Here is a 20,075-nt window from a genome sequence, read left to right as displayed (position 1 = left end):
TTGCTGCGAGAAAAAATAATCATGAAAATGGCAGAGATGATAGAAAGCGACATTAACTACAAAGAGATCCTGGATAACCTGGAGTGTCCCATCTATGTCACCGATGCCAGGGGGATCACCCGTTATGTCAACCGCGCCTATATTGCGGAGAATCCCATGTGGGATCCGGAGCACCTTATCGGCCGCAACGTTCGGGACATCATCAAAGAAGGGAAATGCTTCTCGCAAGCCATCACCCCCAAGGTGTTGCAAGAGCGGCGGGAGGCGTTCGAATTGCTCAGCCACCCATTGCTGCCGGGGAAAAGCGCCTTTGTTTCCGGCCGTCCCATCTACGACCAGCACCGGGCCCTGAAACATGTGGTATCGATCCTCTATGTGGACTCTTTTTTTCAGCGTCTGCACACTCACTTTAACTACCCGTTGCGTCAGATCTGCTCATTGGGGAAAGTCCCTTCCCAGGCCACGCTAACCGGCGATACGTTGCCGATCCCGCTGATCGGCCGCAGCGATACCCTCAAGCGCATCCGAACACTGTTAACCCGAATAGCGCCCACTAACGTACCGGTGTTAATCACCGGCGAATCGGGCACCGGCAAAGAAGTGATCGCCAGCGCCATCCAACGGTTCAGCGCGCGCGCCGACAAGCCGTTTATCAAGGTCAACTGCGCCGCCATCCCGACCAGCCTGCTGGAAAGCGAGCTGTTCGGCTACGACAAAGGCGCGTTCACCGGTGCGACCCCCCAGGGGAAGGCGGGCTTTTTTGAACAAGCCAACGGAGGGACGCTGTTTCTCGACGAAATCGGCGAGCTGCCGTGGGAAGCGCAGGCCAAACTCCTGCGCGTGCTGCAACATCAGGAAATTCAGCGGCTGGGCAGCACTCGCAGCATCATGCTGGATGTGCGGATCATCGCCGCCACCAACGCCAGCCTGCAGGAAAAAATTCAGCAACGGCTGTTTCGCAGCGATCTCTATTACCGGTTGAGCATCATCCCGCTGCATCTGCCGCCGCTGCGTGAGAGACCTGAAGACATCCCGTTGCTGATCGAGTTTTTTTCCGGGGTGTTCGACCAGCAGTACCAGCGCATCATCCGCTTCGATGCAGACGGCATCGACCGCCTGAAGCGCCATGTCTGGCCCGGCAATGTGCGGGAGCTGCGCAACTTTCTGGAGTACATGTACATCTGCGCCGAAGAAAATTTCGTCGATATCACGACTATCGAACACTGGTTGCTCGGCAACCGTACCGAGCAACCGACGGACACGTCGTCGCAGTGCCCCGCCAGCGAACTGGAGAGCTTCTGCCAGTCCATGCTGGAAATGGACGTGCCGCTGAAAACCATTATCGACGAGGTGGAACGGTGCGTGCTGCGCCAGTCGCTGGCGACTCACAAAACCACCTACGCCGTGGCGAAAAAGCTGGGCGTGGCGCAACCCACCATCGTGCGCAAACTCCACGGGCACAACCTGCGCCCGGAATAACGTCGTCAGGGGTAGCGCGTGGGAGCCGGCGCCACCCGGCCTGACGTGCGCCACCGGTGTCGGCGGCGCATAAAACGGGCAGACGATGGGACAAGCGCGGCATTCGGCACATCACTGAGCGTGCGTCTGGCGCGCACGACAAGGCCATCACCGGGTAAAACCGCCGCGACACCGGCCATCAATCGCGCGGGAGTTGCCGAGCGATGCTGTCGTCTGTCGGCTATTTTTAGTCAAATTAATCTATTAAAAATAAAACTCCAGATAGCCACCGGCTATCACAATAGTCATGTAATCCGATTTTATCTCCTCACCATTGCTCACTAAGCTTAACAGGGACAGTCAGGCTGCCTGATGAGACGTCCAGCCAGCCCGACCGGCCAATTCACATGACGGCGCCCAAGCTCTCTCTGACGCGAGCTATTTCATGTCCGTCGTTCATCACCCGCACCTTAGGTGAACGAGGATCTTTGAGCACAAGGTAGGAACACATGACGACTGAAAGCAAATGCCCTTTTCACCAGACCAACACCGCCGGCAGCGGCGGCACATCCAACCGGGACTGGTGGCCGGAACAACTGAATCTGAATATCCTGCACCAGCATTCATCCCTGTCCGATCCGATGGACGGCGATTTCAATTACGCGCAAGCCTTCGCCACGCTCGATCTGGACGCCGTTAAACACGACCTTCTCGCGCTGATGACCGACTCTCAGGAGTGGTGGCCCGCCGACTTCGGCCACTACGGCCCGTTGTTCATCCGCATGGCCTGGCACAGTGCGGGCACTTACCGTACCGGCGACGGCCGCGGCGGTGCGGGCGCCGGTCAACAACGCTTCGCTCCGCTCAATAGCTGGCCGGATAACGGCAACCTCGATAAAGCGCGCCGTCTGTTGTGGCCGATCAAGCAAAAATACGGTCGTAAACTCTCATGGGCTGACTTGATGATCCTCGCCGGTAATGTCGCGCTGGAGTCGATGGGCTTTAAAACCTTCGGCTTCGCCGGCGGCCGGGCCGATGTCTGGGAACCGGAAGAGGATGTGTATTGGGGGGCGGAAAAGACATGGCTCGGCGGCGATAAACGCTATGCCGGCGAGCGGGATTTGGAAAATCCGCTGGCGGCGGTGCAAATGGGGCTGATTTACGTCAACCCGGAAGGCCCGGACGGCAACCCGGATCCCCTCGCCGCCGCCAAAGACATTCGTGAAACTTTTAAGCGGATGGCGATGAACGACGAGGAAACCGTCGCCCTGATCGCCGGTGGCCATACCTTCGGCAAAACCCACGGCGCCGGCGACGCCGCGCTGGTCGGCCCGGAACCGGAAGCGGCGCCGATTGAAGAACAGGGGCTGGGCTGGAAAAGCCGTTTTGGTAGCGGTAAAGGCGGCGACGCCATCACCAGCGGGCTTGAAGTCATATGGACCCAGACGCCGACCCAATGGAGCAACTACTTTTTCCAGAACCTGTTCGGCTACGAATGGGAACTGACCAAAAGCCCGGCGGGCGCTCACCAGTGGCAGCCGAAGAACGGCGCCGGCGCCGACGAGATACCGGATGCGCACGACCCGGCCAAACGCCGCGTGCCGACCATGTTGACCACCGATCTGTCGCTGCGTTTCGACCCGATCTACGCAGAAATTTCCCGTCGCTTCTACGAGAACCCGGATCAATTCGCCGACGCCTTCGCCCGCGCCTGGTTCAAACTGACCCACCGCGATATGGGGCCGCGTGCCCGCTACCTTGGCCCGGATGTCCCGGCCGAAGAGCTGATTTGGCAGGATCCGATCCCTGCGGTTAATCATCCGCTGGTGAGCGAGCAACATATCGCCGACCTGAAAAACCAGATTCTGGCTTCCGGCCTGACGGTATCGCAGTTGGTCTCCACCGCCTGGGCTTCCGCCGCCACCTTCCGCGGTTCCGACAAACGCGGCGGCGCCAACGGCGCGCGCATTCGCCTGGCGCCGCAGAAAGACTGGCCGGTCAATCAGCCGGCGCAGTTGGCGACCGTGTTGCACACGCTGGAAGGTATTCAGCAGGCGTTCAACCATGCTCAGACCGATAGCACGCACATTTCACTGGCGGATCTGATTGTTCTGGCGGGCGGAGTCGGTATTGAACTCGCCGCGAAAAACGCCGGTTACACCCTGAGCGTACCGTTCACGCCGGGGCGGATGGACGCCTCGCAGGAGCAAACCGACGTTGAATCCTTCGCCGTGCTGGAACCGATCGCCGACGGTTTCCGCAACTACCTAAAGGGGAATTACCGTATCCCGGCCGAATCGTTGTTGGTGGATAAAGCGCAGTTGCTGACGTTGAACGCGCCGGAACTGACGGTGCTGCTGGGTGGGCTGCGCGTGTTGGACATCAATACCGACCATACGCAACACGGCGTCTTCACCCATCGTCCGCAGGCATTAACCAACGATTTCTTCGTGAATCTGCTGGACATGGGCACCGTCTGGAAACCGACCGCCGACGGCGTGTTCGAAGGACGCGACCGGGCTACCGGCGCACGCAAATGGACGGCCACCCGCGTCGACCTGATCTTCGGCTCACACTCCCAACTGCGGGCATTGGCGGAGGTCTACGGCAGCGCGGACGCGCAGGAGAAATTCATCCGCGACTTCATCGCTGTCTGGACGCGGGTGATGAACCTCGATCGCTTCGATATCGCCTGATCATCCGGCGTCACCGTGCACCGTCGGCGGAGCATATCGCCTTCCGCCGACGGTGCCGGCCGCACGAGGGGATAGCCTCATGTGGGTTACGCAATCCCCCTCACATCATGCCGTTATCACTCCGTAGCGTTACGATCACCGAACATCGACAACACCGCCTGAAAACAGGCGTCGACCAGCGGCGAGGTGGCGTGACGGCTGCGCATCAGCGCAATGGTGCGCGTCAGCGACGGCTGTTCCAACGGCACCACGCTCAACGCATTATCATGCAGATGCGTGGTGTAAATACGGGGCAGGATGGCGATGGCGAGCCCGGAACGTACCAGCCCGTATAATGTTTCCAGGTACGAAACCTCATGACGCACATGAAACTTGTAGCGGCCGCTTTCCGCCATCGCGACCACCAGACGGCGCACATTTCCCCTGGCGAAGACGACAATATCCCGCGAATCCAGCTGTTGCCAATCCAGCCCGGAAGGCGTGGCGAGCGCATCATCGGCAGGCATCACCGCGACCAACGGATCCTCCTGCAAGGGGTGGATCTCCAGTATCGAGGGCACGGAGTTATCCAGCGCGCCGATGGCAAAATCAATGCGCCCTTTTTCCAATAACGAAACCAGCGAGTCATTGGCATGATCGTGAAATTCCACCCGCACCCGGGGGAAACGCTCGGCCAGCAAGCGCGGCACATCTGGAAACATCAGCGAACTGACTGAAGGCACCAGCCCGATACGCACTGAGCCGTCGCCACCGTTATCCGCGATCCGCCGCATGTCCTCAAAGCCGCTTTGGGCCACATTGAGTATGCGTTCGGCATGGGGCAGCACCGACGCCCCCAATGCCGTCAGCGTGACCGCCGACGCAGTACGGTTAAACAATCGCCCCCCCAATACAGCCTCGATGTGGCGTAATGCGCTACTCAGCGCGGGCTGGCTGATAGCAAGCCGGTCGGCGGTATCCGTAAAGTGACGTAATCTGGCCAGCGTCACGAAATACTGTAGCTGTTTCAGCGAAAGCGCAGGCAAGCGCTGCCAGGGTTCGGTCATTATTCTCTCTCCCGGTAATTATTCAGCGGATAATAAACCCTTCTTATCAGCCAATAAATTAAATCATCTGGGCAATCGTCCCGACCATGAATAGAGTAACGGCGTTAAACATTTAAGGATAACGACATGGCCGCATTGACAGCCGAAAACCGTCGTAGAGCGGTGCAGGCCGCGCGCGGCGATATTCCCTTTGATTTACTTCTCGCCAACACCAGGGTGATCGATATGGTCACCGGAGAGATCCGCGATGCCGATATCGGCATCGTCGGATCGCTCATCGCCAGCGTGCATCCTTGCGGTACCTGGCAACACGCTACTGACATCCACGATCTTGCCGGTTTATTGATCAGCCCCGGGCTGATGGATACGCACGTTCATGTGGAAAGCTCCCACCTGCCGCCCGCGCGCTACGCGGAAATCGTCGTGGCCCAGGGCACCACCACCCTATTCTGGGATCCCCATGAACTGGCGAACGTGCTGGGCGTCGAGGGCGTCCGCTACGCAGTACAAGCCAGCCGCAATCTACCGCTGCGCGTGATCTGCGCCGCACCGTCGAGCGTACCCTCAACCCCTGGGCTGGAGATGTCCGGCGCCGACTTTGCCGGCGATGAGATGACCACCATGCTGGGCTGGCCGGAAATCGCCGGCGTGGCGGAAGTGATGGATATGCACGGCGTCCTGAACGGCAGCGAGCGTATGCAAGAAATCCTCAACGCCGGGCTCGCCAGCGGAAAACTGATCGAGGGGCACGCCCGTGGGCTGAGCGGCGCCGCATTGCAAGCCTATCTTGCCGCCGGCGTCACCTCTGATCACGAGCTCACCTCCGCCGCCGACGCGCTGGAAAAACTGCGCGCCGGGCTGACGCTGGAAATTCGTGGCTCTCATCCCTACCTGCTGCCGGAGATTGTCGCCGCGCTCAAGACCCTGCCGCATCTGTCTTCGCAGATTACGGTCTGTACCGACGACGTGCCTCCCGATATGTTGCTGGAAAACGGCGGCATCATCGCCCTGCTCAATCTGCTGATCGAACACGGGTTGCCCGCAACGGACGTGTTGCGGTTCGCTACGCTGAACGCCGCCATCCGCTTGCAGCGCAACGACCTGGGGCTCATCGCCGCCGGTCGTCAGGCCGATCTGGTGGTGTTCGACTCACTGGAGCGGTTGCACGCCCGTCGGGTATACGTCGCCGGTCGATTGACGGCCCAGGACGGCCGCCTGCTTACGCCGATCGCAGCCCCAGCCGATGTCACACCGCCACGGGACACCCTGCGCCTCACACCACACGACACGGGTGATTTCATCATGACCATCCCCGGCGCCACACAGGGCCGCGCCACGCTGCGGCATATCCGCGGCGCTCGTTCACCAATGGGAGACGTCGAGGTTGATGTGCGCGACGGGCAGGTCATCCTGCCGCCGGGGTTCAGTCTGATTTGGGTACAGCATCGCCACGGCCGCCATGAGGCGGCGCCTCGGCTGGCGCTGCTGGAGGGTTGGGGGGAGTTGCGCGGCGCCATCGCCACCAGCTATTCCCACGATGCCCACAATCTGGTGGTGTTGGGGCGCGACCCCGTCGATATGCAACTGGCCGCCAATACCGTTATCGCCAGCGGCGGCGGCATGGCGCTGGCGCAGGACGGGCAGGTGTTGTCCCACGTCGCCATGCCGATCGCCGGCATGTTGTCCGACCTGCCGCCCGTCGAGCTGGCCGCACAATTCCGCACGCTGCGTGAACGCAGCGGCGAGATTGTCGACTGGCAGCCGCCGTATCTGGTATTCAAAGCGATTGAAGGCACTTGCCTGGCCTGCAACGCCGGGCCGCATCTGACCGATCTCGGGCTGACCGACGGTTCGACACGTCAGATTGTCGACCCGATTATTGAGTATCGCGACACCTCAACTATCAACATCACTTCATAATCAACGCAAAACTGGTCAAGGGAGAAGAAATCAATGGCTGAAAATTCCGTAGACGCGCCCGCAGCAGGAAGCTGGGTGGAACGCCGTTTCGGGTTATCGACGCGCCGCAGCAATGTCAAAGTGGAATGCCTCGCCGGTATCACCGGCTTCCTCGCCGCCGCTTATCTGCTGATCGTCATTCCCGGCCTGCTGGCTGCGGGCGGGATGGATAAGGGAGCGGCCACCACCGGCACCATTCTGGTGTTTGTGGTCAGTACCCTGCTGATGGCGTTTTACGGCAATCTGCCGTTTATCGTCGGGCCGGGCATCGGCGGCTCGGTGCTGGTCGGCGTGACGCTCGCAGGCAGCGCCGGTATCGGTTGGCAGGCCGGGTTAGGCATCGCCAGTTGGTCGGGCATTCTGTTTTTCGTGCTGACATTGCTAGGGCTGCGGGAAGTGGTGACACGTTCAGTGCCGCAATCCATCAAGCTCGGCCTGACCGCCTCTATCGGTCTGTTCGTCGCCGTACTGGGCTTTCGCAACGCCGGGCTGGTACTGGCCAACGCCAAAACCAGCTCGCTGATGTTGGGGAACTTTCTGGCGCCCGGCGCGCTGGTAGCGTTGTGCGGGCTGCTGATCGCCATCGCGTTGCAAGCGCGCCGCATACCGGGCGCCATACTATGGGCTATTTTGTCGGCGACGCTGCTGGGCATCCCGTTCGGCGTGACGCGCGTACCGGAAAGCCTGATGTCGCTGCCGCATTCGCTAAGCCCGGTGCTGGGACAGGTGGACATGCTCGGTGCGCTGAATATCGCTTATCTGCCTTTCCTGTTTGTGTTCTTCGCCTCGGAGTTTTTCTCCACCATGGGTACGACGCTGGCGGTCGGCGGCGAAGCCGGCCTGCTGGACGAACACGGCAATATGGCTCACATCAACCGCCCGTTTGTGGTGGACTCCATTGCCGCCGCGCTGGGCCCGTGGGTCGGCATTCCGGCAGCCACGGCGTTGATTGAATCGTCTGCGGCGGCCGAAGCGGGCGGCAAAACCGGCCTGACGGCGCTGGCGGCGGCGGTGATGTTTCTGCTGATGCTGTTTTTCATCCCCGTCGCGCTGATGATCCCGAAAGAAGCCACCGCGCCGGCGCTGATCCTGATCGGCCTGAACATGTTCGGCGGCCTGCGTAAAGTCGATCTGGCGAACCTGACCGATGGCTTGCCGGTGCTGATGATGGTGATGGTAACGCTGATTTCCAATAGCTTCGGGACCGGCATCGCAGGCGGTTTGCTGTTCTTCATCGCGATCAAGGCCGTCGCCGGTAAATGGCGCGAGATTCCCATTGGCCTGTGGGTTCTTGCGATCCCGCTGGTGTATTACTTCGCCACGCTGGTCAAACACTAAGGCAACCGGCGACGATCCCTCTCGTCGCCGAACCCCATCTTGCGGCGTTTACTCGCCGCCTGTCAGATCCCCTGCATGTCATCGCTGATAAAGCCATTATTGTCAGCGCCACGCACGGCCGGCGCGTGAGCTCAGACGTGACATTCGCCAAAACGTACCTTGTTTCACCCGACATGCCATGAAAACCTCAGAGATTTCTCCGCACCGTCGATAACCTTGAATAACACGCCAGCTTCACCGTGAGTGATGCCGAAAAGCTTCGTTGTTAAGAAAACTGTTCTATGGTTTCAATAATCACTCTATGCGCATGTACCTCAACCATACTCTGTTCGATGGAGAGATATCTTGATAGCAAGGCGAACGATGCAACCCCCAGAATGGCGTTCGGATAGCCTGTTTCAGGCAATCCTTGACCGCTGTCCCGTCGGCATTGCCGTTATTGACTACAGTGGTAATTACCTGACGGTCAACCCGGCCTATTGCAATATTTATGGTTATACGCAACAGGAGATGCTCCATCGCAGCTTCACGATGGTGTTTCCCCCGGAGGCGCAGGGTTCAGTGTTGGAACGCCACCAGCGTTTTTTGGACGAAGGCGGCAAACTGGGCGGTGAATGGACAGTGACACGCCGGGACGGCACATTGCTGACCGTCTGGTCTGAATCGGTGCCTTTCGCACAGGCCGGGCACAAAGCCGACAGGCTGGTGTACGTGCTCGACATCAGCGAACGCAAGAAGACGCACGAACAACAGCAGATTGCCGCCGCCGTCTACGACGCCAGCCATGAAGCCATTTTCGTCACCGATGCCGATAACAATATCATCTCCGTCAATCCGGCCTTCTCCCGTCTGACCGGCTATCACTTTGACGACGTGAACGGCAAAAACCCGCGGATGTTCAAATCCAGCCGCCATCCGCCGTCTTTCTACGCCGAGATGTGGCACGCGCTGCATGAGAAAGGGTTGTGGATCGGCGAGGTCTGGGATCGGCATAAAAACGGTCACGATTACCTCAAAGAGTTGACCGTCACGGTCATCCGGGATGCCGCCGGCCATATCATTAACCATGTCGGCATGTTTTCCGATATCACCCTGCGCAAGAAGCAGGAGGAACTGATTTGGCGACAGGCCAACTACGACGCCATCACCGACCTGCCGAATCGTCATTTGTTTCAAAGCAAACTGGAGCAGGCGGCGCAACACGCCCGACGCACCGGCAATCTCATGGCGCTGATGCTGATTGACCTCGACCACTTCAAAGCCGTCAACGACAGCATGGGGCATCGGGCGGGCGATATGCTGCTAACCCGGGTATCGCAACGGCTCATCGACAGCGTGCAGCACGCCGATACCATCATCGCCCGGCTCGGCGGCGACGAATTCGCCGTCATCATTTCCGATCTGTTCCAACCCCATGATTGCGACGCCCTCGCCAAAGCGCTGCTGGAGAATCTCTCCCACCCCTTCAATATCGACGGTGAGAATATGTTCGTATCGGCAAGCATCGGCATCGCCTGCTTCCCGACCGACAGCGACAACCTCGAAGCGCTGTTCAAAAATGCCGATCAGGCAATGTACGCCGCCAAGAACGCCGGTCGCAACGGCTTCAGTTACTACAGCCCCGCGCTACATGACGCGGCGCGCACCCGGCTACGCATGACCAATGATCTGCGCAAAGCGATCCGGGAAGAGCAGTTCGAGGTCTATTATCAGCCGATTGTTGCGCTGGACACCGGCCATATCACCAAGGCGGAGGCGCTGGTGCGTTGGCATCATCCCACGCACGGGCTGGTCAGCCCGGCGGAATTCATCCCGCTGGCGGAAGAGACCGGGATCATTATTCCTTTAGGCAATTGGGTGGCCCGGCAAGCGATCGCCCAGTTGGCGCGCTGGCGTCAGTTCTGCGATCCCCGTTTCCAGATGACCATCAACCTGTCGCCGATACAACTGCGCAGCCAGGACTTCGCCGACATGGACTGGTTGCGCGAGCTGGATCGCCATGGGCTGAGCGGCGATGCGATCGCCATCGAAATTACGGAAGGATTGCTGCTGAATGCCGAACCCCGGGTCAATCGCAACCTGCACATGTTCCGCGACGCCGGCATCCAGATCGCCATTGATGATTTCGGCACCGGCTATTCATCGCTGGCCTACCTGAGGAGATTCAATATCGATTATCTAAAAATCGACCGCTCCTTCATTGAGGATATGGACGGCGTCGGCCATGAGCTGTGCGTCGCCATTGTCGCCATGGCGCACAGCCTGGGGTTACAGGTAGTCGCAGAAGGGGTGGAAACCCTCCAGCAGAGCGCCATGCTCAAGCGCATCGGCTGCGATTATGCCCAGGGTTTTCTGTTTTCCCGCCCGCAGTCTGCGGCGGATATTACCCAACTGCTGCCGACAGCGCCCAGCCTGCCCTAATCGGCATGGCGGGCATCAATCTACCGTCAGGGCGTACAGGGATGTACGGTATGAAAGGATGCCAATCATCGCTCTGGCATCCTCACACCAGCATCAGCCGGCACTCAGTAAATACGGCCCGTCGGTGTATAACCGCCGCTCAAATAATCGCCGAGGGAATTCTTCGGATGGTAATCGCTTTGCTGGCGCAACATCTCTTGCACACTCGCGTTAATGGCTTCCTCACCGTATTGCGTATAACCGATTTTCCGGTAATACGGCGCTTTCAGTTTGCTATAGGCACCGTCAAGAAACGCTTTGTAGGAATCCACCGGCCGGCTGAAGTGCTGCGGCAACGACGGCAATAACGACATATCTAACACCAGCCCGCACGCGCTGGCTTTGCTCGCCATCCACAGCAACGTGATGTCAGACAGGTTGTTGTCCGCATAACCGCCGCCGATATTGGCATGCGCCCCTGGGAACCACATCTGCTCAACCGTCTGATTCGGTTTTTGTTTGGGATCCCACAGGGTGCAATCATAATTTTCCCGATGTTCGTCAATGGCCATGGCGTGATAGGCATGTCTGACAATGCCGCTCAGTTCCGTATCGTGAAAACGATAAAACTCCCGGTTAAACCAGCCAAACGACTCCAGCGGAATACCTAATGCCCCGACGGTGTCCCAAACGCCGAGGAAATGAATATCGACTTCCGTGGAATAGGTATTACGAAACAGCTGCGCATATTCGGTATCCGCGCCTTTATCACGATTGCGATAAAGTTGATACGCTTCGTTAACCCGGTTTTTATTTCTTTTTTTAGCAATCCTGAATTACGAATCAACCCCACCAAACTACGTGCACTATAGGCGCCGCGGCTAAACCCCAGAATAAATAGCCGGTCGCCGGATTCATAATTATCAATCAATGCGGTATATCCCTGAATAATATTTGCCGACAACCCAACGCCGAATATCCCGCCGCTAAGACGATCATACCATTGCGTGCCGACCCCCGTGTCATACCACTTCACCTGTGCGGTGGCGGTAGCCGTTGCGGTTTCTATTGCCTGATGAAGTTTGAATACATTGGTGCTGGTTGAGTCTTCCATATTGGATTTGATATCCGGAATATTCCAGGTACCGTCAAACGATATAATGATATTTTTCATTATTTATTTCTCCGCACATAATAAGGTGATAAATAATTCATGTATTGCATGGCTATAACCGCCGTTGGAATACATCGCGTATGGAGTGAAAAAATAATTACACCGCCAATATGCCTGCTGTTTGAAGTATGGCGGGTATATCATGACGGACATCCGAGAAAAACCGACTTACAGCACGTAACGCTTACTTATCTTTTTTTCGTTCTGTGCTTTTCGTTTGTCATACTGACAACATAATTCCGCTCTATACCCAAAATAACGCCCGATGCCGTCAGGCGGCGTACCGATGCCGACCTGCAAAAAATGTTTTGAATGCAATACACGATGTGCAATAAGGACAAGGTTCATGGATGAGCCGGGTATAACGTCGGCCCTCTGCCCCTCAGAAGGCAATGTCGATATAACGCGGTATTCTCCCCATTCACAGGTTGAAGTATGAGACACAATAACGCTTTTATTTATCTCGTCATTCTGCTGGTATTGCCGCTGCTTGCCGTTGCGCTCTACCTGTGGCGCGAGTATTCGCCGCGCGGCAACGGCAATGCGCTGTGGACTTTCGTCAGCGAACAGTGCGTGCCCAACCAGCAGCAGCACGCCGCTCCCGCACCCTGTCTGGACGTCGACCTGCCGCACCACTACGCCCTGTTTAAAGACCGGCGCGGCCCGTACCACAATCTGTTGATCCCCACCGATCGCATCAGCGGCATCGAAAGCCCGGCGCTGCTGGAAACCGGCACACCCGCCTATTTCGCCGCCGCCTGGAACTACCGTGACTGGCTCTCCCGCCAGATGGGCAAACCGATCAAAGACGCCTATATCGGCCTGGCGATCAACTCGCTGTTCGGCCGCACGCAGAATCAGCTGCACATCCATATCTCCTGCCTGAAACCGGACGTATACCGCACCTTGCAGGATCACACGGCCGCCATCACCACCGACTGGCGTGCGCTGCCGCAGCCGCTGGAAGGCCACAGCTATCTGGCAAAGAAACTGTCCGACAGCGACCTTACCCAGCAGGATCCGTTCCGGCAGTTGGCGCAATATGCCCAATCGACAAACGACAACATGGAGAATTACGGGCTGGCGCTGGCGGCGCTGCCATCGGGCGAACGGGTGCTGCTGGCGGTACGTCGCGGCTTTCTCGGGTTAATGAACCGAGGGTCGGCGGAGGAAATTCTGGATGTGGGCTGCGCGCTGGCGCAATAAATAAACCCGACCGGCCGGTATCTTCCACCATAAGGTAAGTCGCCGGCGCGACGGGCGCCATTACCGTGGCGGAACCGTCGCCCAGTCTGGCGCTTCGCACCCGGTCTCGCCGTGAAGCGATCGCCAACGGCCATCGTGCATCATGGCGAGATACCGCCAGGGATATAACTTATAAGTATTCGTTCATTGCATTCCTGCATCGGCGTCCCCTACATCTGTAGCACTGATTCCAGGAGGGGCTTATGCATTTGGATTTAAGGCAGTTGCGCAATTTTCTGGCGCTGGTGGAACACCGTAGTTTTGTACAGGCCGCAGACGCCGTCTGCCTGTCCCAATCAGCCTTCAGCCGCAGTATTCAGGCATTGGAGCACGCTATCGGCCATCCGCTGGTGGACAGGCAGAATAAGCAATTTACGCTGACCTGGCAGGGAAAAAAGCTGTTGCCTTTCGCCCAGCGTATGCAGGCGCTTTCCTGGGAGTTGATCAACGATATGCACCCGTTGGACGACGATGGCGCGGGTGAACTGGCGTTCGGCTGCGGCCCGGCGCCGTCGCTCGCGCTGATCCCGAGCGCGGTGGCCGCATTCCATCTGCTGCGCCCGCGGGTACGAGTCACCTACTGCGTCGATAACTGGCATTCGCTGCACCAACGGCTGCTGGCGGACGAATGGCCATTTTTCATCGCCGATACCTGGCAGGCGGAGCTGGAGCCACAATTGCGGGTGCAACCGCTCAGCCCGCGCCGCTGCTTTTTCATCTGTCACCAAGATCATCCGCTGACCCGGCAGCAATCTATCACGCCGCAGGATCTGTGCCGCTACCCGCTGGCGTCCCCGTATCTGCCGGTGGGTATGCGCCGGGTGCTGGCCGCGCTCACCAATCAGCCGGACTACCGGCCGCATATCCAGTGCGACCACATTTATTCAGTGTTCAGCATCCTGCGCCACACCCAGGCCATCAGCTTTTGCAGCGAAGAAGGTTTCGCGCTGGGGCGGCACAGCCATCAACTGGTAGAGATCCCGCTCGCGGAGCAACCGCCGGAGTGGGAACAGATGCAGACACGTTTCGGCGTCATCTCCAACCGTCAGAAACCGATGCCGCCGTTGGCGCAGCTGATGGCGGAAACCATTCTGGAACAGGATCGGTTACGAGCGAATCCCGCATAAACGCGGGATACGTCCGGTCAGGGTTTGGCATTGCCGTCGGCGTCGTATGCCGGCCAGGCGGCAGTCAGCGCCAGGGTTTTCAGCGCGTTATCCACAAAACGCGGCTCAAGCCACTCATCCACGGAGAAATCGCTGCGGATAAGACCGGCGGCTTTGGCACGCTGAACACTGTCCTGCAGGCTGTCATGCAGAAAGGGATCGATGCGCGGCGAGGTCTTCAGGCTCAGGGTTTGCGGCGTAAATTGCTCTTCAAACAGTGCCGCCGGGATCTGGCTCTGCTCAGTCATCAACGCAATATATTCGCCAAGGTGCGCCGGGTCGCTGCTCCACTGCGCCTCGCGCACCAGCACATCCACCAGTTGCTGCGTCGTCTGCGGATAGCGCTGAATAAATTCCTGCGACGCCAGTACCGCCGCCTGGGTGGTATTGGCCCACCCTAACGTCTGGCTGGAGGTGATAATGCGAATCCCCTGCGGGCGTAATGTCAGCAGCGAAACGCCGCCCCATACCGCATCCACTTTGCGGGCCGACAGCGCCGCCCGGCCCGCGCTCCAATCCAGGTTAATCACCTTGATGTCGCGTTCGTTCAGCCCGGCGCTCTTCAACGCGCGCTCGAACGACAGTTGATCCGCGGTACCTTTGTATACCGCCACGCGCTTACCACGCAGATCGTCGAGGCGCTGAATACCGGATTCCGGCGTCGCCGCCAGGTAAGAGCTGGAACCGCGCGAACCCAGCAGCAGCCGGGTCGGCAACCCGCCGGAACGGCCGATGATCGCCGCCAGATCCCCCAGATACACCACATCCAGCTGGCGGTTGGCCAACGCTTCGTTCACCGCCGGCCCCGCGCCTTTGAAAAACGACCACTTAATCTTGATACCCTGCGGTTCAAACACCTGTTCCAGGCTGTGCCGGATATACGCCAACCCCAACGGCCCGCCAATAAAGGGTTTGCTGCCGGCGCTCTGATCCGGCAGACCAATGCGAATCTCCGCCGGCTGCGTCTCTTGCGCCTGTGCCGGGGCACCCCAGACGACCAGCGCCCATATTATTGCCGCCAGCACGCCGCGCCATCCCCGACCATATCCTGTCCGCTGCATAGATTTCTCCGCGTTTCATCATGTTGTTTACGGGCAGAAACTAGCGAAGGTTGCTACCGGGCGATAAATAACAATTCTCTGTTTATTAAGCAAAAAAAAGCATAAATCAGGCTTGAGGCGGGATTGCAGACCATATGCATTTGCTGCACGCGACCTATCGGTTTATTGCATTGGCGTATCGCGCCGAAATCCGCTTTTTTATGCCTTATTCATGTTCTCAATTTCATTTTGCGAAGAAAAATGAATAAAGCCATTACTCTAAAAATGCTGCCGCCGATTGGGTTTCACCTTCCGGCGCGATCGCTGATGCCGTTGGCGCTGCCGCTAACGCTGCTGCTGTTATGGAGCCTCGCCAGCCTGCGCGGCTGGATGCCGCCGCAGATTCTGCCTGCACCGCAACAGGTGGTCGCTACCGCCGTTTCCCTGTTACAGGGCGACCTGCCGTCACACCTGCTGATCAGCCTGCAACGGCTTGGCGGCGGCCTGCTGGCGGGCGTACTGGCCGGTACACTGCTCGGCGCGCTGATGGGCGCATCGCGGCGCGCCGAGCAGCTGCTTTACCCTACGGTGTACACGCTGGCGCAAATCCCGACGCTGGGCTGGATCCCTTTTTCATGGTGCTGTTCGGCATTGATGACGGGCTGAAACTGGCGGTACTGATCAAAGCGGTGATCGTGCCGGTAACGTTGCACAGCCAGCGCGGCGTGCGCGACGTCCCGCCAACGCTGCGCGAAGCGGCGGCGGTGCTGCGCCTGCCGCTGCCGACCCGGCTATTACGGCTGACGCTGCCCGCAGCGTTGCCGGTTTGGTTCACCGGCCTGCGGCTGGCGCTGTCGCAAGCCTGGGTTTCGCTGATTGTGGTGGAGCTGCTGGCATCGTCGCAAGGCATCGGCTATCTGATGGTGTGGGGACGTCAGCTGTTCCAGCTGGATATCGTGTTCGTCTGCATCGCGGCGATCGGCGCCACCGGGTTATTGATGGAATGGGGCATCAACCGCTTCGATCACCATCTGATCCGCTGGCCGCATGCGCCGGTCGGCCGACTGACGCACACGCCAGGCCGTCCGGCTATCGGGCTGATGCTGCCATTACTGCTGCTGGTGCTGTGGCACTTGTCCTGCAGCCGAGATTGGGTCGATGCCACGCTGTTGCCTGCACCCGCGCTGGTGGTACAAACGCTGTGGCGCGGCGTGCTGGACGGCACGTTGCCGGATGCCATGCTGCACAGCCTGTTCCGGGCGCTGACCGGCGGCATCATCGGTGTATCGACGGGATGGCTGGCGGGTATCGCGTTGGGTCTGAGCACGCGGGCGGAAGCCCTATTCGCCCCCAGCCTGTCGCTGTTACGCCAGGTGGCGCTGTTTGCCTGGCTGCCGCTCATCACCGCCTGGGCCGGTAACGATGAAGGCGGCAAGGTAACGTTCGTCGCCCTCGCCGCTTTTTTCCCGATGTTGGTCGCCAGCCACCGCGGTGTGCGCCAGCGATCGGCAGCGTTGCAGGAGGTGGCGCAGATACTGCGTCTGCCGCTGTCGGCCCGGCTGCGGGTATTGATTTTGCCCGGCGCGGCGCCGGCCATGTTCACCGGCCTGCGTCTGTCGCTGATCCACGCCTGGCTCGGCACCGTCGGCGCCGAATATTTCATGTCATCCGGCGCCGGTATCGGCAGCCTGATGATCAACGCACAGCAATTGATGGAGATGCCCATCATTCTCAGCGGCATGCTGCTGATCGGCCTGACCGGCGTACTTCTCGACCATGCCGGTCAACGGCTGGAAGCGCACATGACCCGCTGGCGTCACACAGGAGACTCGCAATGACGACAAGCTCATCCCGTCCGGTGGTGGAATTCAGCCATCTAAAGAAACAGTTCAGCGTCGGCGGCGCGCCGTTGACCGTGATCGACGATCTGTCACTCAGCATCTACAGCGGCGAACTGGTGGCGATTGTCGGCAGCAGCGGCTGCGGCAAATCCACCCTGCTGCGTCTGCTGGCCGGGCTCGATAACCAGTTTCAGGGCCGCATTCTGGTGGACGGCATGCCGGTACACGGCATCGGCGGCGATCGGGGCATGGTCTTTCAGGAACCGCGACTGTTTCCCTGGTTATCGGTGCGGCATAACATCGCCCTGGGGTTAGCCAGCGAAAAGCTGCGCCGCAGCGAACGTGACGCTCAGGTGGATCGCTTTCTGAAACTGGTCGGGCTGGAAGCCTTCGCCGACGCCCTGCCCGCCCAACTGTCCGGCGGTATGGCCCAACGGGTAGCGATCGCCCGCGGGCTGGTGGCCAACCCGCGCATCCTGATGCTGGACGAACCGTTCGGCGCCCTCGACGCGCTGACCCGTCAGCAAATGCAACAGGAGTTGCGGCGTATCCACCAGCAGGAAGGCACCACCACCCTGTTGGTGACGCATGACGTGGAAGAAGCGGTCTATCTGGCCGACCGCATACTGGTGCTGGCGCCGCGCCCCGGACGGCTACGTCATATCGCCGCCATCGACCTGCCTCACCCACGCCGGCGCGACAGTCAGGCCTTTCACCAACAGTGCAGCGAACTGCTGGCGCTGCTGACACAGCAGGAGACGCAATCGGCGTCCGTTATTTGATGTCGCCGGCGCAGCCGAAACCATCGCGTTGGCGCCGCACGACATTGCATCGACACGACTTTCTGAATGGAGCGACACATGGGACATCCTTCCGTTTATCCCACTGGAACCACCCTCTATAACCCGGACAAAGCCTGGGGCGGCTATACGGTTTTTCAGGCGTTGGAAACCGGCGCGGCGCTGATCGACATGAACGGCAACGAACTGCGTCTGTGGGAGGGGTTGCACGGTTTCCCCAATAAAATTCTGCCGGGCGGCTATATCCTCGGCCATAGCGGCCAGCGCGATTCCCGCTACGGCATGCAGGATATGGTGGATCTGATCCAGTTGGATTGGGATGGCAACAAAGTCTGGGAATTCAACCGCTATGAATACATCAGCGACCCGGAACTGCCGCCGGAATGGATGGCCCGCGCCCATCACGACTACCAACGCAGCGGCAACCCGGTCGGCTACTATGCGCCCGGGCTGGAACCACAGGCGCTCGGCGGCAACACCTTGATCCTGGCGCACAAGAATCTGCACAATCCGAAAATCAGCGACAAACTGCTGCTGGACGACACCATCATCGAGGTGGACTGGCAGGGCAACCTGCTCTGGGAGTGGCGTTGCAGCGACCATTTCGACGAGCTGGGCTTTGACGACGACGCCAAAACCGCGCTGTACCACAACCCCAATATGCGCAACAGCGGCGGTGGGATGGGCGATTGGATGCACATCAACTCCATGTCCGCACTCGGCCCGAACCCCTGGTTCGATCAAGGGGATACCCGCTTCCATCCGGACAACATCATCTGGGACGCCCGTGAATCCAACATCATCGCCATCATTGATAAGCAGACCGGCAATATCGTCTGGAAGATCGGCCCGGACTACCGCACGCCGGAACTGAAACATCTGGGCTGGATCATCGGCCAGCATCATGCCCATATGATCCCGGCCGGCCTACCGGGCGCAGGCAATATTCTGGTGTTCGACAACGGCGGTTGGGCGGGCTACGGCGCACCTAATCCCGCCTCGGCGGACGGCGTCAAAAACGCCTGGCGCGACTACTCGCGCATACTGGAAATCAACCCGGTCACACTGGATGTAGTCTGGCGCTACTCGCCCTACGAAGCCGGCATTCCGCACCCCACCGACGCATTCCGTTTCTACAGCCCTTATATCAGCAATATCCAGCGTCTGCCGAACGGCAACACGCTGATCAATGAAGGGGCTAACGGACGAATTTTCGAAGTGACGCCGGATCATGAAATCGTGTGGGAATTCATCTCGCCGTACTGGGGAAAGAGCGTCAACACCAACATGCTCTACCGTGCCTACCGGGTTCCCTACGACTGGGTGCCGCAGCTGCCGCGCCCGCAGGAAACCGCCATTCAAGCGCCGGATAACACGCGCTTTCGCCAGCCTGGCGCGGGCCAGCCCGGTTTTGCCCGCGTGGTGAAAGTCGACGGCGTCCGGCCGTTCAAGCGCGGCGGTGATGCGCTGTGCGTCGCCACCGACAATGAGTCGCTTAAACGTAGCCCGAAACTGTTCGCCGTCGACCGGGAACGCTTCGCCCCGCTGGCGGTCTCGGCTGACAACGGTTTACCCGCGCTGCCGGGCCGCCGGTTGCTGCTGGTAGGCGCTGAACGCTGCGTGCACTGCAAAGGGCTGTATCGCCAATTGGAACGGGTGGTCGACGATCCGGCATTCCGCGCATTGGCCGGGCATTATCTGGATGCCGACAGTCATATCGCGCTGACGGCGCAGCTGGGCGTGAAGTCATTGCCAACGCTGCTGTGGCTCAACGACGGACAGGAGCAAGCACGGCTGACCGGCGCGCAGTCTGCTGAGCAATTACGACGCTGGCTGACGACGCTGGCCGAACGGTCACGATGAGAACGGAGGTCAGGCCAAGTCGCTGAACACAGGAAAAAATTCCCGGCCG

General features: G+C 59.4%; 11 protein-coding genes and 2 pseudogenes. 10 read left to right on the top strand and 3 right to left on the bottom strand.

Features of this window, described 5'->3' with window-relative positions; genetic code table 11:
- Positions 1 to 21: 21 nt before the first annotated feature.
- Both DPA2511_RS24155 and katG read left to right on the top strand, forming a co-directional pair.
- On the top strand, positions 22 to 1,479 hold the full coding sequence (locus DPA2511_RS24155; protein WP_012764982.1) for a sigma-54 interaction domain-containing protein: 1,458 nt from the start codon (positions 22 to 24) through the stop codon (positions 1,477 to 1,479).
- Between the two features lie 488 nt (positions 1,480 to 1,967).
- A complete protein-coding gene (katG, locus tag DPA2511_RS06990) occupies positions 1,968 to 4,154 on the top strand; it encodes a catalase/peroxidase HPI (RefSeq protein WP_012764981.1) in 2,187 nt (728 codons plus the stop codon).
- Positions 4,155 to 4,270: 116 nt separating this feature from the next.
- Here the strand turns inward: katG and DPA2511_RS06985 are convergent, their stop codons facing one another.
- Positions 4,271 to 5,200 (bottom strand): LysR family transcriptional regulator, encoded by a 930-nt coding sequence (locus DPA2511_RS06985; protein ID WP_012764980.1) that lies wholly within the window; start codon positions 5,198 to 5,200, stop codon positions 4,271 to 4,273.
- 126 nt (positions 5,201 to 5,326) lie between these two features.
- Here DPA2511_RS06985 and DPA2511_RS06980 point away from each other — a divergent pair, with 126 nt between their 5' ends.
- The 3 genes from DPA2511_RS06980 (at position 5,327) to DPA2511_RS06970 (ending at position 10,918) form a co-directional block, all read left to right on the top strand.
- Complete coding sequence (locus tag DPA2511_RS06980) at positions 5,327 to 7,120, top strand: adenine deaminase (protein ID WP_023638213.1); 1,794 nt, start codon at positions 5,327 to 5,329, stop codon at positions 7,118 to 7,120.
- Positions 7,121 to 7,153: 33 nt separating this feature from the next.
- Complete coding sequence (locus DPA2511_RS06975) at positions 7,154 to 8,497, top strand: NCS2 family permease (RefSeq protein WP_012764978.1); 1,344 nt, start codon at positions 7,154 to 7,156, stop codon at positions 8,495 to 8,497.
- A gap of 363 nt (positions 8,498 to 8,860) precedes the next feature.
- Positions 8,861 to 10,918, top strand: coding sequence for a sensor domain-containing protein (locus DPA2511_RS06970; RefSeq protein WP_012764977.1), 2,058 nt, complete (start codon positions 8,861 to 8,863; stop codon positions 10,916 to 10,918).
- 104 nt (positions 10,919 to 11,022) lie between these two features.
- Here DPA2511_RS06970 and DPA2511_RS22710 read toward each other — a convergent pair.
- Positions 11,023 to 12,011 (bottom strand): annotated as a pseudogene (locus DPA2511_RS22710) (DUF2235 domain-containing protein).
- A 495-nt stretch (positions 12,012 to 12,506) separates the two neighbouring features.
- On the opposite strand from DPA2511_RS22710, the gene DPA2511_RS06960 reads away from it, so the two are divergent.
- Complete coding sequence (locus DPA2511_RS06960) at positions 12,507 to 13,277, top strand: CDP-diacylglycerol diphosphatase (protein ID WP_012764975.1); 771 nt, start codon at positions 12,507 to 12,509, stop codon at positions 13,275 to 13,277.
- A gap of 242 nt (positions 13,278 to 13,519) precedes the next feature.
- Positions 13,520 to 14,443 (top strand): LysR family transcriptional regulator, encoded by a 924-nt coding sequence (locus DPA2511_RS06955; protein ID WP_012764974.1) that lies wholly within the window; start codon positions 13,520 to 13,522, stop codon positions 14,441 to 14,443.
- Positions 14,444 to 14,460: 17 nt separating this feature from the next.
- Here DPA2511_RS06955 and DPA2511_RS06950 read toward each other — a convergent pair whose 3' ends face one another.
- Complete coding sequence (locus tag DPA2511_RS06950) at positions 14,461 to 15,543, bottom strand: ABC transporter substrate-binding protein (protein ID WP_012764973.1); 1,083 nt, start codon at positions 15,541 to 15,543, stop codon at positions 14,461 to 14,463.
- A gap of 240 nt (positions 15,544 to 15,783) precedes the next feature.
- On the opposite strand from DPA2511_RS06950, the pseudogene DPA2511_RS21230 reads away from it, so the two are divergent.
- The 3 genes and pseudogenes from DPA2511_RS21230 to DPA2511_RS06930 all read left to right on the top strand — a co-directional run bounded on the left by DPA2511_RS21230 (position 15,784) and on the right by DPA2511_RS06930 (position 20,026).
- Positions 15,784 to 17,360: pseudogene (locus tag DPA2511_RS21230) on the top strand (ABC transporter permease).
- Entirely contained in the window at positions 17,357 to 18,145 is a 789-nt protein-coding gene (locus DPA2511_RS06935; RefSeq protein WP_012764971.1) for an ABC transporter ATP-binding protein, read from the top strand. Before DPA2511_RS21230 ends, DPA2511_RS06935 begins: the two are co-directional and overlap by 4 nt.
- Positions 18,146 to 18,223: 78 nt before the next feature.
- Positions 18,224 to 20,026: an aryl-sulfate sulfotransferase gene (locus tag DPA2511_RS06930; RefSeq protein ID WP_012764970.1), complete on the top strand. Its 1,803-nt coding sequence runs from the start codon at positions 18,224 to 18,226 to the stop codon at positions 20,024 to 20,026.
- Positions 20,027 to 20,075: the final 49 nt, after the last annotated feature.

The organism is Musicola paradisiaca NCPPB 2511, from assembly GCF_000400505.1.
GTDB lineage: Bacteria > Pseudomonadota > Gammaproteobacteria > Enterobacterales > Enterobacteriaceae > Musicola > Musicola paradisiaca.
Note: the sequence above shows the minus strand (reverse complement) of the source record. Positions and strands in the feature narration are given on the sequence as shown.

What these genes read in the sequence shown, in the direction of transcription:
- DPA2511_RS06930 (WP_012764970.1), top strand. Translation starts at nt 18,224, where the DNA reads ATGGGACATCCTTCCGTTTATCCCACTGGAACCACCCTCTATAACCCG.
- DPA2511_RS06955 (WP_012764974.1), top strand. Translation starts at nt 13,520, where the DNA reads ATGCATTTGGATTTAAGGCAGTTGCGCAATTTTCTGGCGCTGGTGGAA.
- DPA2511_RS06975 (WP_012764978.1), top strand. Translation starts at nt 7,154, where the DNA reads ATGGCTGAAAATTCCGTAGACGCGCCCGCAGCAGGAAGCTGGGTGGAA.
- DPA2511_RS06950 (WP_012764973.1), bottom strand. Translation starts at nt 15,543, where the DNA reads ATGCAGCGGACAGGATATGGTCGGGGATGGCGCGGCGTGCTGGCGGCA.
- DPA2511_RS06935 (WP_012764971.1), top strand. Translation starts at nt 17,357, where the DNA reads ATGACGACAAGCTCATCCCGTCCGGTGGTGGAATTCAGCCATCTAAAG.
- katG (WP_012764981.1), top strand. Translation starts at nt 1,968, where the DNA reads ATGACGACTGAAAGCAAATGCCCTTTTCACCAGACCAACACCGCCGGC.
- DPA2511_RS24155 (WP_012764982.1), top strand. Translation starts at nt 22, where the DNA reads ATGAAAATGGCAGAGATGATAGAAAGCGACATTAACTACAAAGAGATC.
- DPA2511_RS06980 (WP_023638213.1), top strand. Translation starts at nt 5,327, where the DNA reads ATGGCCGCATTGACAGCCGAAAACCGTCGTAGAGCGGTGCAGGCCGCG.
- DPA2511_RS06970 (WP_012764977.1), top strand. Translation starts at nt 8,861, where the DNA reads ATGCAACCCCCAGAATGGCGTTCGGATAGCCTGTTTCAGGCAATCCTT.
- DPA2511_RS06960 (WP_012764975.1), top strand. Translation starts at nt 12,507, where the DNA reads ATGAGACACAATAACGCTTTTATTTATCTCGTCATTCTGCTGGTATTG.
- DPA2511_RS06985 (WP_012764980.1), bottom strand. Translation starts at nt 5,200, where the DNA reads ATGACCGAACCCTGGCAGCGCTTGCCTGCGCTTTCGCTGAAACAGCTA.